We start from the raw sequence: 13,477 nt of genomic DNA, 5'->3' as shown, positions 1-13,477 counted from the left end.
GCCCCACCTGTCCGAGGCGGGGCCCTCTTTCTCATGCGCTCACCGCGCTAGCCCTGGCAGGGCTTCTGCATCGCTACCACTGGTAGGGCTTGTACACGTCCATGCACTTGGAGGTGTCCGAGCCGTTGAGGGCGTCGGAGTTGCTCGGCACGTCGCCGGCCTTCGGGGCCGACTTCTTCGGATAGACGGAGCCCGTGCGCCAGTCCGCGCCCACGACGACGGTGACCCCGGACACGTCGGTGGACCGCTTCACCTGGCTCGCCGGGATGCCCAGCGCCTTGGCCACGGCCTGTGCGTCGCCCTGCAGTTCGGCGCTCGGGTAGCGCACGAAGGTCTCGTCCGACGAGACCGCCGCCGAGGTGTCGGTGCCCGCCCTGCCGTACCCGTGCTGCACCAGGACCTGGCCGATCGTGCGCGCCCGGCCCTGCACGGCGGCCTCGGTCGAGGACTGGGTGGCGTTCTGCACCAGCACCCCGAGCTGGGCCGCGTCCATCGAAGGGGCCTTGGCCGGCTCGGCCTTGCCCTTCTTCTTCGCTTCCTTGCCGTTCTTGTCGAAGGGCACGTCGTCGCGGAGCATCTGCCACATCTTGTCGGCTCCGGCCTTCTCCGGCACCACGTGCTGGCCGTTCGCCGGGTCCTCGACGTTGGGCATCGTCACCGACGTGATGCGGTTGGCCGGCACCGACTTCAGCTCCATGCCGAGGTCGTAGAGCTTCTTGACGGTGCCGATCTCCTCCGACACCGTCAGCGACTTGGTGGCCGCATCGGCCAGGTCCGTCAGCCGGCCGGTGTCGGTGAAGACGCTCTGCTGCCTCAGCGTCCGGATCATCGAGTTCAGGTACATGTGCTGGGCGCGGGCCCGCATCAGGTCGCTGCCCCAGGCGTGCCGCGTGCGCAGCCACTGCAGGGCCTGCACGCCCTTGATCTTCTTCCGTCCGGCCTTCAGCTTCAGCCCCGAACCGCCCCGCTGACTGGGTGTCGAGCGGTCCCAGACGTTCTGGTTCACACAGACCTCGACGCCGCCGATGGCGCCCGCCATCCGCACCACGCCCGCGAAGTCGATCGTCATCCAGTGGTCGATGTAGACCCCGGTGAGGTTCTCCCAGGTGGCCAGCGTGCAGCCGGCGCCGCCCCGGGCCAGCGAGGTGTTGATGATGTCGTTGGTCGCCGGGTACGACTTTCCGGTCTTCGGGTCCTCGCACTTGGGGATGTCGACGCGGGTGTCCCGGGGGATGCTCACCATCGCGGCGCTCTTGCGGTCCGCGGAGAGGTGGATGAGCATCTGCACGTCGCCGAGCGGCGGGTTTCCCCGGTTGTCCTTGCTGCCGCCGAGCGCCACGTTCGCGTCGGAGGCCCGGCTGTCGGAGCCGACCAGCAGGATGTTCAGCGGTGTCTGACCGGCCGCGTTCGGGCGGGTCCGCTGCGCCTTGGAGTCGTCGGCGCTGGTGCGCCGGCCCTTCTGAATATTGCCGTTCAGATGCTCGTAGTACAGATAACCGGCACTCGCGGTGCCGAGTATCACCACGGCCAGCACGATCGCCGACCAGCGCAGCGCGCGCCGCCGGCGCGGCCGCCGGTCCGTCTTCGGGCCGCTACCACGGCGCCCGCCACCATGCCGTCCGGACCCGTCCGGCCCGCCCGCCGTCCGCGGCGTGAGCGCCATCGTGTCCTCGACCGTGGGAGGCTCCCCCCGAACACCGCTCTGCGACAACTCCCTGCCCTCCCCCACGCCATGCAACGGGTCCGTCCCGCGTCGGGTTAGACGCACGACGGACCCGATGGGTTACCTCTGAATCGCGCTGAAGCACGAACTGCCGTCGCGGTGAACGGCGGTGAGCCGCGAACCGCCCTGAACTACGAAGCGCACTGCACCTTGTCCGCCGTGGACTGGCCGTCCACCTCCGGCGCCTTCGTCGGAGCGGTCAGTGAGACACCCGCGCCCTTGAAGTCCTTGCCCAGGGTCAGCGTCATCGCGGGCAGCCCCTGGGAGTTGGTCACGCTCTTGCCCGGCTTCAGGGCCGAGCCGGACAGGCCCATGATGGCGGCCAGCCGACGTGCCTGGGAGGCCTGGTCGGGCGCGTACTCGAGCGTGGTCCTGCTCAGCGCGGCGGGGGCGTTGCCCCCGTTCTCCGACTTGAGCACACCCGCGTCGTTCTGCAGCCAGTTCAGCTCGGCCTGCGCGCTGCCCTGCGCGGCGCCGCCGTTGAGGATCCGCACCCGCACCTCGGAGGGGTCGGACTTTGTGCCCTTCAGCCGGGCGGCCGCCTCGTCCTTGGCCTTGGCCTTGGCCGCCTTCCGCTTCTTCTTCACGTCGGTGAAGGAGACGTCGTTCTTGATGGCGTCGAAGACCGCGGGGCCCTTGTCCTGATTGACGATCACCGTCTTGTGGACGAGGCCGTCGGCCGGATTGTCGAGGACGGGCACCGTCATGAACGAGATGTTCTTCGGCGGCACCTTCTTCAGTTCGAGTGCCACGTCCTTGAGCGTGCTCACCGAGTTGATGCCCTGGTCGACGGTCAGCGCCTTGGTGGCGGCCTCCGCCAGCTTCACCAGCTTGGTCGGGCTGGTGAGGGTGTCGCTGGAGGACATCTTGCGCATCAGTGAGCCCATGAACTGCTGCTGCACCTTGATGCGGTCCAGGTCGCCCTGGTTGCCCCAGCTGTGCCGGGTGCGGACGAACGCCAGCGCCTGCTCGCCCGCGACCTTCGAGGAGCCGGCGGGCAGGTCGAGATGCGAATCCGGGTCCTTCACGGCGTGCTTGAGGCACACGTCGACACCGCCGACCGCCGTCGTCAGCGTCTTCACCGCGTTGAAGTCGACCATCATGAAGTGGTCCGGCGCGACCCCGGTGACCGCCTTCACCGTGTTCATGGTGCAGCCCGGGTCCCGGCCGTCCTGTCCCAGGCTGGTGTTGAACCGGACGCCGCTGGTGCCGGCGACGATCTTCTTGCTGCCGTCGGGCTGGATGGTCTCGCAGTCCGGGACGTCCACGATCAGGTCGCGCGGGATGCTCAGCGCGGTGGCGTTCGTCCGGTCCTTTGCCACGTGCAGCAGGATGTTGGTGTCCGCGTGGCCGACGCTGCCCTTGTCGCCGTAGCCCTCGTTGCCCTTGCCGGTCCGCTTGTCGGTGCCGATGATCAGGATGTTGAAGGCGTCGTCCTTGCTGAAGCCGTCCTTGGCCGCGCTGGTCTCCGTCGTGGTGACGTTGCCCTCGAGGTGCTTGAGATAGAGATACCCGGCCGTGCCGACGGCGACGAGCACGAACGCCGTGCCGCCCGCGGTCCAGGCCAGCGCCTTCTTGGCCGTCGACTTCTTCTTCACCGGCCGCCGGTTGCGCCGCCCCCGCGGCGGCTCGGGCTCGGGTTCGGCGCCACGGCGCCGGCGCGGGGCCGGCACGTCGGCTCCGCGTGCCTGACGCATCTCGCGCGTCCCGCCCGCCGCCGAGTCGCCGCGCCCGCGCGCCGCGCCACCGGAGGCCCGGGAGCCCGGTCTGCGCGGGCCGGGAACCGCCGACTGCGGTGCGGAAGGGCTCAGTCGCAGTTCGTATTCGCCGGTGTTCGGATTGAGCACCCACTGGTCTGCGGGGTCGATGTTGTCCGCCCGCCCACGGCCTTGCGCGTCCACGGTTGTCCGAATCCTCCGTCGGGGCCACGCGGCGCCTTCCCCCTCAAAGGCGCTCGGGTCTCGGTGAAACAGTGCACGACCCCAGGACAGACCTCGCGGCCGGGTGCACCGGATCGCTCACACTATCCGCCCAGTTCAGCGTCGAGCGACGGCGGTGACAAATTCCACCTTCCTACAACCGGGCAATCCCCCTCATATTTCTGAACAAAAGTTTGTAGGCCCGGCCGTGCGCCCTACTCGCAGGTGTGCTCGTCGGCGGTGTTCCCGCGGAAGGTGGGCGTGGGGGAGGGGGCATTCTTACGGTTTTCTTCCCCGCCGCCGCCGGGAACCTGCCGCGAAACGGCCTTCACCGCCACCGGCTGGTCCGCCCGCAGCCGCGCGAACAGCTTCTCGGCCTCCGGCTCCACCAGTTGATCGCGATTGGCGTCGTAGACGTACGACTTCCGCGGCACTGTCAGGAACTGGACATGTTCGGTGGGGATGTCGCGCATTCCGCGCACCAACTGGTACAAACCGCGCAGACTTGCCAGTTCCGGATCGGTGGTGAGCGAGGAGGTCGCCGCGTCCAGCAGGGGATAGAGCTTCACCGGGTTCAGCAGCACGCCGTTGCTCTGCACCTTGTTCACGAGCGCGCCGAGGAACTGCTGCTGCCGGTCGATCCGGTCGGTGTCGCTACCGTTGCCGAGCGACTTGCGGGCCCGTACGTAACCGAGCGCCTGCTCCCCGTCGAGCGTCACCTTCCCGGCCGGCAGCCTGAGTTTGGCGGCCTTGTCGTCGATGGGCTCCCGCAGGCAGACCCGCACCCCGTCGACGGCGTCCACCATCTCCTTGAACCCGCTGAAGTCGACCACCATGTGATGGTCGACGCGGATCTCCGTCAGCTTCTCGACGGTGCGGATGGTGCAGGCCGAACCGCCCACCTGGAAGGCCCGGTTGAACATCGCGAACACCGGCTCGCTGCGGCTGCCGTCCGCCTTGCGGCAGCCGGGGATGTCCACCATCAGGTCCCGCGGCAGCGAGACGGCCGTGGCGCTGCGCCGGTCGGCGGCCAGGTGCAGCAGGATCGTGGTGTCCGACCGCTCGCTGCCCACGTCCCGCCCGTACTCCTGGTTGCCCTGCCCGGCCCGCGTGTCGGAGCCGATCAGCAGGATGTTCTGCGCGCCCCGCACCAGCGAGGTGGGCCGCTCCCGCTCGTACCGGGCGAGTTCGGCGGCGGCCGCCTCGTCGGCGGTGATGTTGCCGTTGAGCTTGGCGTAGACGACCCAGCCGATCCCCGACGAGGCCATCAGGAACGCGGTCACCCCCAGCGCCGTACCCCACACCCAGCGTCGTCGGTGCCGTCGCGCCAGGCCATCCCCGCCGGCCGAGGACCCGAGGCCGGGGCCGAGAGGCTTGCCTGAGCTGTCGGGCACGTCCGGTCACACCCCTCCATGGCGTACGAGCGTCACGTGCTGCTCCTACGACGATGGCGGGACGGGAGCGGGGGAGCCGCCCTTTGCTACTCCATTCGGGTGACGGCGGTGGGGCCGGACGGCACGGAGGGGGCGCTGCCGGACGGGCTCGTGGGCGGGAGGCGGTGCCGGTGCCCGGTGGGCTCAGTGGCGGGAGGCGGTCACCCGTTCGCTCTCGATCCGCTTGGCCAGGCCCTCCCCGTCCAGCCGGTCCAGATTCCGGCACAGCACCACGGACCCGCCGACGGCCAGCGGCGCGTAGAGACCCGCGCTGAGCCCGTCCCACGTGTCGTACGGCAGCCCCGACAGCAGCCGCGAACCGGGGCCCGTCAGATCCAGCGACGGCGCCTCGGACAGCGCCCGCTCGACCACCTCGGCCCCGCTGAACTCCGCCCCCGCGACGATCAGCGCGGGCTCCTCGGGGTCCACCGGGGCGAACGGCGCGAACCGGTCTCCCTGGCTCGGTGCCTCCACGGCGTAGTCGACGAACCCGTCCGGCGTCCGAGGGAAGCGCCCGCCGAGCGGCCGCAGCGCGAGCGCGACCCGCTCGCCGCGGCAGGCCCGGGCCGCCTCCAGGGTGTCGGGCCCGCTCACGACGACATCGGCGGAGGCCGGGTCGCCGGCCATGTCCGCGACCGCTCCCACCGACGAGCAGGCGAGCAGCCACACCGCCGTCTGCCAGTGAGCGGGCAGCAGCAGCGCGACCCGGTCGCCCGGGCCGACGGACAGGTCGCCCTGCAGGAGGTTCGCGGTCTTGGCCACCCAATTGGCGAAGGTGGCCACGGACAGTTCCACGCGCTCGCCCGTGGCGTCGTCGTAGAAGGTCACCAGGGGGCGTCCGGCGTCCGCGGCGAGCGCGGAACGCAGCAGGTCGGCAGGGGTGCGATCGGTGGCGTTCACCCGCGCAAGAGTACGCCGGGGCGGCCCAGCGCACCGAGTTCCGGGGCCACCGGTTCGGCGCAACGGCAGCCGACGCACCGTCAGTTCCCCGATGGCGGCCCGCCGTGACCGTGTCCAGGATCAAGGGCATGCGTGGATTCCTCAGCCTCCCGGTCGGCGCCACCTCGATCGGCGTCACCTGCGCGGCCGCCCTCGTCCTCCCGGCGGCCCTGTCCGTGACCGCCGCGTCCCCGCGCGCGGGGAGTCCGGCCGGGGCCGCGGTCCCGGGCAGCACCCAGTCGCTGCCGCTGGCCCCGCTGGACCAGGAGCGCACTCCCGGAACCGCCCCCGAGCAGGGCCTGTACCGCACCGACGTACGGCACTTCTCGCTCGTCGGCGTGATCTGGGACGACCCGGACGCCGCGCTGCGCGGCGCGGTGCAGGTGCGGACCCGGTCGGCGGCGTCCGGCAGGTGGTCCGGCTGGCAGGACGTCGAGACGCACAACGAGGACCACGGCGCCGACCCGGCCACCGCCGAACGCTCCTCGGGCCGCGTGCGCGGGGCCACAGCGCCGCTGTGGGTGGGCGACTCGGACGGCGTGGACGTACGGGTGCGCGCCGACTCCGTGCCGGGCCGGGCCGTCGCGGGGCAGGGCCGGGGCGGCGACCCGCGCCCGTCCCTGCCGTCCGGGCTGCGCCTGGAACTGGTCGACCCCGGCGGCGGGACGACGGCCCAGGGGCCACAGGCGGACAGCCCCCGTACCCTTCCCGCGCTGACCCGGCGCTACACCGTGCGGGAGATGGACCGGCTGCGGGCCGAGGGCGATCTGGACGCGGCGGACGACAGCGTGCCCCGCGCCAAGCCCTACATCGGGCCACGCCCGGGGATCGTGACGCGCCGGGGCTGGGGCGCGGACGAGTCACTGCGCGAGCGCGGGTTCGTGTACACGAAGAAGATCAAGGCTGCCTTCGTCCACCACACGTCGACGGGCAACAACTACTCCTGCTCCCAGGCCAAGTCCGTCATCCGCGGCATCTACCGCTACCACGTCAAGAGCATGGGCTGGCGGGACATCGGCTACAACTTCCTCGTCGACAAGTGCGGAACCATCTACGAGGGCCGGGCCGGGGGAGTGGCGAAGGCGGTCCTGGGCGCCCACACCCTCGGGTTCAACAGCAACAGCATGGGCATCGCCGTCATCGGCAGCTACGGCTCGAGCAAGCCGGCCGGCGCGGCGGTGAAGGCCGTCGCCAAGCTCACCGCGTGGAAGCTGGGCCTCTACGGCGCAAATCCACGCGGAAAGACGTATCTGACCTCGGGTGGTGGCAATCTCTACCCGAAGGGGAAGAGCGTACGACTGAACGTGATCTCCGGACACAGGGACGGATTCGCCACCGACTGCCCGGGCAAGAGGCTCTACGCCAAGCTCGGCTCGGCCCGCTCCAGCGCCGCGCGGTACCAGGGCCGCTGAGGCCCGGGACGCGGGCACCGTCGTCGGGAGACGCGCAGCGGAGGGAATCCTGGCGCCGATCCCGCCGGACACGCGCGGCCATCGGGGGAGTCGCCGGCCGGTCTGCATACACTGACCGGCCGGAACGAGAAGTACGGCCGGTCCCGGCAGGAAGCAGAGACGACAGGTGACAGAAGCGATCCTCCTGGTCGGCGGCAAAGGCACCCGGCTGCGTCCGCTCACGGTGCACACGCCCAAGCCCATGGTCCCGGCGGCCGGGGTGCCGTTCCTCACGCACCAGCTCGCGAGAGCGAGAGCGGCGGGCGTGGAGCACATCGTCCTCGCCACGAGCTACCTCGCCGAGGTCTTCGAGCCCTACTTCGGCGACGGCGCCGCGCTGGGCCTGCACATCGAGTACGTCACCGAGGAGGAGCCCCTCGGCACCGGTGGCGCCATCCGCAACGTGGCCTCGCGTCTGCACTCCGGGCCCGACGACCCGGTACTGATCTTCAACGGCGACATCCTGACCGGCCTGGACATCCGGGCCCTGATCGACACCCACGAGTCGACGGGCGCGGACGTCTCCCTGCACCTGACGAAGGTGACGGACCCGCGAGCCTACGGGCTGGTCCCCACCGACGAGACCGGCCGCGTGCTCGCCTTCCTGGAGAAGCCGCAGACGCCGGAGGAGATCGTCACCGACCAGATCAACGCGGGTGCGTACGTCTTCCGCCGCTCGGTGATCGACACCATCCCGGCGGGCCGTCCGGTCTCCGTGGAACGCGAGACCTTCCCGGAGCTGCTCTCCGCCGGGGCCCACCTGCAGGGCATGGTGGACTCGACGTACTGGCTCGACCTCGGCACCCCCGCGGCCTTCGTGCGCGGCTCCGCCGACCTGGTCCTCGGCCGGGCCCCCTCCCCGGCCGTCCCCGGCCGCTGCGGCGACCGGCTGGTCCTTCCCACGGCCGTCGTCGCCCCGAACGCCAAGCTGACCGGGGGCACGGTCGTCGGCGAGGGCGCGTTCGTCGCCGAGGGCGCCCGTGTCTCCGGCTCGACGATCCTGCCCGGCGCGGTCATCGAGCCCGGCGCCGTCGTCACCGACTCCCTCATCGGCAGCCGCGCCCGGGTGGGCGAACGCTCCGTCCTCACCGGCGCGGTCGTCGGCGACGGCGCGGTGGTCGGCCCCGACAACGAACTCCGCGAAGGCGTCCGCGTCTGGTGCGACGCCCACATCCCCCCAGCCGCCCTCCGCTTCTCCTCGGACCAGTGACAAACCCCGGCCCACGCCGACCTGCGGGCGTGCATGCCGCGTGACTGCGGGCGCCCGAGCCGTGTAGCTGTGACCGCCCGAGCCTCCCAGCTGCGGGCATGCGTGCCGCTGAGGGCGGGCGGCACGGGTGGGCGCAGCGGCACCCCGCAAGCGCGGGTGCGCGCAACCCCCTGGGCCGGCACCAACGCCGAGCACCTGACAAGCGCCCCCGGCATCAACGCCGAGCCCGGCAACCAACGCCGAGCACCCGACAACCCCCAGCCCTAAAGCAACCCGATATCCACCCGAGGCATCTTCGGCGCCCGCCGCCCCGGCCCCTGCCCACTCAGCAGAATCAACCGGGCCGCCCGGTGCCGCTGCCCCGCGTACGGCTCCAGAAGCCGCAGCATCTCCGCGTCATCGGCGTCCCGGTTCCGGCCCAGCACCCACCCCACGATCCCCGGCAGATGCAGATCCCCGACGGTCACCGCGTCGGCCGCCCCGTGACTGCGCTGCACCACCTCGGCCGACGTCCACGGCCCGATCCCCGGCACGACCTCCAGCCGCGCCCGAGCCTCGGCCGCCGGCATCGCCACCGCCTGCTCGAGCCGCGCGGCGACCCGCACGGCCCGCAGGATCGTCGAGGCCCGCTTGTCGTCGACCCCGGCCCGGTGCCACTCCCAGGAGGGAATCAGCGCCCACGTCCGCGCAGCCGGCATCACCCACATCGGCCGTTCGAACGCGCCCGCGGGGCCGGGCGCCGGCTCCCCGAACCTCCGCACCAGCAACCGCCACGCCCGGTACGCCTCGTCGGTCGTGACCTTCTGCTCCAGCACCGACGGGATCAGCGACTCCAGCACCAGCCCGGTCCGTGTCAGCCGCAGCCCCGGCCGCCGGTGCCGCGCCAGCGCCACCACCCGGTGCCGGGGCACGAACGCGTCCGGGTCATCGGCGGCACCCAGCAGCCCGGGGAACTGCTCCAGCAGCCACTGCGCACCCGGTCCCCACGCCTCACCGAGCACCTCCCCGCCGTACGCGCGCACCCGCAGCGTGCCCGGTCCGGCCGGTGTCAGGGTGGCCCGCCACACGGACCCGTCCGGTGTGGTGCGGAACGTCGGATCGCCGGGCCCGCGCCGCAGCGGACCCAGCACCAGCCCGAGATCGAGCGGCCCTTCCGGCACCCAGCGCCGCACCCGCGCCGGCCCCGCGGCCTGCCGGGGTATCCCGGCAGCGGCACCGGCGGGTACACCGACATGCCCGCCGCGCACAGTCGTACGCGTGGGACGCGGAGCGAATCGTCCTGCCACTGGTGGGTTCCTGGGGGTGCGGGGCTGTCCTGTCCTAAGAGACTAGGCGGTCGCCGGGGGCGCCGTACGCGACCGCGCCCACCGGCCTCACCGCACCTCGATGAACGCCCCGGCGTCCCGCTCCGGCCGCGGCCGCGGTTCCCCGGCCGGATGGCCCACCGCCACCGCCCCCATGGGATCCCAGTCCGCGGGCAGTCCCAGCACCTCGCGCACCGTGTCCCGGCAGAACATCGTCGACGACACCCAGGCCGAGCCCAGCCGCTCCCCGGCCAGCGCGACCAGGAGGTTCTGCACGCCCGCGCCCGTCGCGACCACGAACATCTCCCGCTCGGCACCGTCCCGCCGCGCGTCCCCGTAGGTGTGCGAGCCGTCCATGACGAGACACGGCACGACCAGGTACGGGGCGTTGCGGAGCACATCCCCGCGCCGGACCCGCTTCGCGATGGACTCCTCGCTCTTGCCGTCCCGGCGCAGATCGGCGATCCAGACGTCCCGCATCGCGTCGAGCAGCCGAACCCGCGACTCCTCGGACTCCAGCAGCACGAACCGCCAGGGCGTGGTGTGGTGCGGGGCGGGCGCGGTGACCGCAGCGGCCACCGCGCGCCGGACCGCGCCGGGGTCCACGGGCTCGTCGGTGAAGGCCCGCACGGTACGGCGCTGGGTCACGGCCTCCCGCACGGCCTCCGACGTGCCGAGCCGGAACATGTCGTCCCGCGCGGTACGCACCAGCGCCCGCGCTCCCTCGCCGTTCCCGCCGTCCACCACGTGGGGCAGCCCGCGCACCACGGCGACCGGGAGTCCGGCGGCCTTGCCCTTGACCAGGTCACCGGCGGCGGCCAGTTCGTCGGCGGTGGCGACGACGGTGGCGCTGAGCGGGTTGCCGTGCGCGTCCGTGCCCCCGCGCAGATCGTCCAGCACGCGCACCCCGGCCGCGCCGATCGCGACGTCCGTGAGTCCCGCCCGCCAGGGCCGGCCGAAGGTGTCGGTGACGACGACGCCGACCCGGACGCCGAGCGTGTCGCGCAGCCCGTCGCGGATCGCGCGCGCGGACGCGTCGGGGTCCTCGGGGAGCAACAGCACGGTGCCGGAGGGGGTGTTGGAGGCGTCGACCCCGGCGGCCGCCATCACCAGGCCCTGGCGGTTCTCGACGATGCGCAGGGGGCCGCGCCGGGCGACCACCCGCACGGTCTCCGCGTCGATCGCGGACTCGCGGTCGTCCGCCCGGACGACGCGGCCCTCCGCCTTGGACACGATCTTGGAAGTGACGAGCAGCACGTCCCCGTCGGCCAGCCCGGGTTCGGCGGCGGCGATCAGCTTGGCCAGGTCGTCGCCCGGCTGCACCTCGGCGATTCCGGACGGGGCCCAGACCCGGTACTCGGCGCGCTGACCGCTCACGCTCCCCGCACCTCCTCGGCCAGTGCCAGCGCCTCCCGCGCCATCCGCGCGGTCGCGTCCACGTCGGTCATCATCAGCGGCACGGCCCGGCAGCGGATCCCGTCCGCCTCGACCCGCTCCACCACGCCCGCGTCGACCGTGTCGACCAGCCAGCCGTCCAGCAGCCCCGAGCCGTAGTGCTCGGCGACCGCGGCGGCCGTCGACTCCACACCCACTGCTGCGAGCACCTTGTCGGCCATCCCGCGCACCGGCGCGTCCCCGACGATGGGGGAGAGGCCCACCACGGGCACGCCGGCTTCCGCGATCGCCTCACGGATGCCGGGCACGGCCAGGATGGTGCCGATGGACACGACCGGGTTGGACGGCGGGAACAGGATGACGTCCGCCTCCGCGATGGCCTCCAGGACGCCCGGCGCCGGCTTGGCCTGCTCGGCGCCGACCGGCACGACCGCCTCGGCCGCGACCGAGGCGCGCAGCCGCACCCAGTACTCCTGGAAGTGGATCGCCCTGCGTTCGCCGTCGATCTCCACGGCCACGTGGGTCTCCACACGGTCGTCGGTCATCGGGATCAGCCGTACACCCGGCTTCCAGCGGTCGCAGAGCGCCTCGGTGACCGCGCTCAGCGGAAAGCCGGCGCCCAGCATCTGCGTCCGCACGATGTGCGTGGCGAAGTCCCGGTCGCCGAGCCCGAACCACTCCGGGCCGACCCCGTATGCCGCCAGCTCCTCCTTGAGGTGGAAGGTCTCGTCCGTCCGCCCCCAGCCCTGCTCCTCGTTGATGCCGCCGCCCAGCGTGTACATCACCGTGTCGAGGTCCGGGCAGACCTTCAGCCCGAAGAGGTGGATGTCGTCGCCGGTGTTGCCGATGACCGTGACGTCCGCGTCCGGCACGGCCCGCTTCAGACCGCGCAGGAACCGGGCACCACCGATGCCGCCTGCCAGAACCACAATGCGCATGGGGCGATTCTCGCAGGCGGGTACGACATCGTGTCAGGCAGTCACCGGACGCGGCTCGGTCCGTGCCTCGCAGTGCGGGGAGCTGTGCATCGGCATCTCGGTCAGGCCCGGGTGGTAGACGTGCAGGCTCACCGCGGGCTCCAGCGCGTCGTTCACCACCTCGTGCACATAACCCGGCGCGAACACCCTCTGGGCGCCGGCCGCCAGCGCGCGCGTGCCCCGCTCGGTGCGCTCGGTCAGCGTCCCCTCCAGGACGGTGAGGACACCGGAGGAACGGCCGTGGTCGTGCGGACCGCTGCCCTGCCCGGGCACCCAGGACAGCAGCCAGACCTCGTAGCCGGGGCCGGTGCGCAGCCGGTGGTACCAGCGGGTGGTGGCGTCGTAGCGGACGAGGTGCGCCCACTGGGAGCGGTCGGCGGCGATGGAGCGGGCGAGGCCCACGAACTCGGCGACGGTGGCGGGGTGCGCGCGCGGCGGCTGGAGCAGGTGCGGGACTTCGAGGATGTCGCCGGCGATCTGGAGGTCGTTGTCGCTGTTCATCGGGTGAGGGGGTTCCTCGGCGGAGAGTGGGGGCTGGGTGTCGCTCTGCGTCCGCCCGGGTCACGGGCGAGGAGAGGGGTCCCGGATGAGGGTCAGGGACAGGGGAACGCGGCCGAGCCGGGATGGACTCGGGAGCAGCCGGAGCGCGATGGGCTCAACAGCTGGGACAGCAACAACAGCTACAGCGCGCGCGGGCGGCACCGAGGGACCCGGCGGTGCGGGTCGAGACGGGTGCCAAGTTCGCGAGCATGCCCACTAGGACACCGGCTCACACCCGGACTGTCAACTCGACGCCCGGAAAGTGCGACATGGTTCACCTCATCCGGTTCATCTGTCAGGTGAAAGGTTTGTTCACCCGGATCCCGGGACACATGGCGCACAACCGAGCGCTCGAGCCTCGCCGGAACGAGATCGAACGCGGGGGCGTCCTTCTTCGTACAGAGAACTGTGCGGGGTCCGCCGCTCCGCCGGGCCTTTTTCTGTGTGTCAGGGTTTATGGCGATTTGAACACTTTCCGCATGGCCTTGGTTCCGCAGAGTGAATAACGGGCTCAATAGCAGATCTCGGCTTGACTCGCCCGGAGCAGCACACTTGTAATTTCACTCGTGTCGTTCAGCCGAAATCG

The 13,477-nt window shown here is 71.8% G+C and carries 10 protein-coding genes; 2 read left to right on the top strand and 8 right to left on the bottom strand.

What is annotated here, in order from left to right:
- Nucleotides 1-73 precede the first annotated feature (73 nt).
- The 4 genes from ACZ6B1_RS15740 to ACZ6B1_RS15725 form a co-directional block, all read right to left on the bottom strand.
- Complete coding sequence (locus tag ACZ6B1_RS15740; RefSeq protein WP_468778636.1) at nucleotides 74-1,663, bottom strand: LCP family protein; 1,590 nt, start codon at nucleotides 1,661-1,663, stop codon at nucleotides 74-76.
- A 191-nt stretch (nucleotides 1,664-1,854) separates the two neighbouring features.
- Entirely contained in the window at nucleotides 1,855-3,624 is a 1,770-nt protein-coding gene (locus ACZ6B1_RS15735) for an LCP family protein (RefSeq protein ID WP_468778634.1), read from the bottom strand.
- A 233-nt stretch (nucleotides 3,625-3,857) separates the two neighbouring features.
- Nucleotides 3,858-5,036 carry an LCP family protein gene (locus ACZ6B1_RS15730; RefSeq protein WP_468778632.1) on the bottom strand — a complete coding sequence of 393 codons (1,179 nt, stop codon included), beginning with the start codon at nucleotides 5,034-5,036 and terminating at the stop codon, nucleotides 3,858-3,860.
- Between the two features lie 183 nt (nucleotides 5,037-5,219).
- Complete coding sequence (locus ACZ6B1_RS15725; RefSeq protein ID WP_468778630.1) at nucleotides 5,220-5,975, bottom strand: TIGR03089 family protein; 756 nt, start codon at nucleotides 5,973-5,975, stop codon at nucleotides 5,220-5,222.
- Between the two features lie 128 nt (nucleotides 5,976-6,103).
- On the opposite strand from ACZ6B1_RS15725, the gene ACZ6B1_RS15720 reads away from it, so the two are divergent.
- The gene (locus ACZ6B1_RS15720; RefSeq protein ID WP_468778629.1) at nucleotides 6,104-7,426 is read left to right on the top strand and encodes a peptidoglycan recognition protein family protein; all 1,323 of its coding nucleotides are present in this window, start codon (nucleotides 6,104-6,106) and stop codon (nucleotides 7,424-7,426) included.
- Between the two features lie 166 nt (nucleotides 7,427-7,592).
- Entirely contained in the window at nucleotides 7,593-8,675 is a 1,083-nt protein-coding gene (gene manB, locus ACZ6B1_RS15715; RefSeq protein WP_468778627.1) for a mannose-1-phosphate guanylyltransferase, read from the top strand.
- A 263-nt stretch (nucleotides 8,676-8,938) separates the two neighbouring features.
- Here the strand turns inward: manB and ACZ6B1_RS15710 are convergent, their stop codons facing one another.
- From ACZ6B1_RS15710 to ACZ6B1_RS15695, 4 genes are all read right to left on the bottom strand, one after another.
- Nucleotides 8,939-9,961 (bottom strand): DNA-3-methyladenine glycosylase family protein, encoded by a 1,023-nt coding sequence (locus ACZ6B1_RS15710; RefSeq protein ID WP_468778624.1) that lies wholly within the window; start codon nucleotides 9,959-9,961, stop codon nucleotides 8,939-8,941.
- A gap of 87 nt (nucleotides 9,962-10,048) precedes the next feature.
- Nucleotides 10,049-11,356, bottom strand: coding sequence for a coenzyme F420-0:L-glutamate ligase (locus ACZ6B1_RS15705; protein ID WP_468778622.1), 1,308 nt, complete (start codon nucleotides 11,354-11,356; stop codon nucleotides 10,049-10,051).
- Nucleotides 11,353-12,312, bottom strand: coding sequence for a 2-phospho-L-lactate transferase (cofD, locus tag ACZ6B1_RS15700; protein ID WP_468778620.1), 960 nt, complete (start codon nucleotides 12,310-12,312; stop codon nucleotides 11,353-11,355). The genes ACZ6B1_RS15705 and cofD overlap by 4 nt, the downstream gene beginning before the upstream one ends.
- A gap of 33 nt (nucleotides 12,313-12,345) precedes the next feature.
- Nucleotides 12,346-12,852 carry a cysteine dioxygenase gene (locus ACZ6B1_RS15695; RefSeq protein ID WP_468778617.1) on the bottom strand — a complete coding sequence of 169 codons (507 nt, stop codon included), beginning with the start codon at nucleotides 12,850-12,852 and terminating at the stop codon, nucleotides 12,346-12,348.
- Nucleotides 12,853-13,477 lie beyond the last annotated feature (625 nt).

This window comes from Streptomyces sp. NPDC041129, from assembly GCF_055592265.1.
The sequence above is the reverse complement of the archived record's forward strand: the minus strand, read 5'-3'. Positions and strand labels throughout refer to the sequence as shown.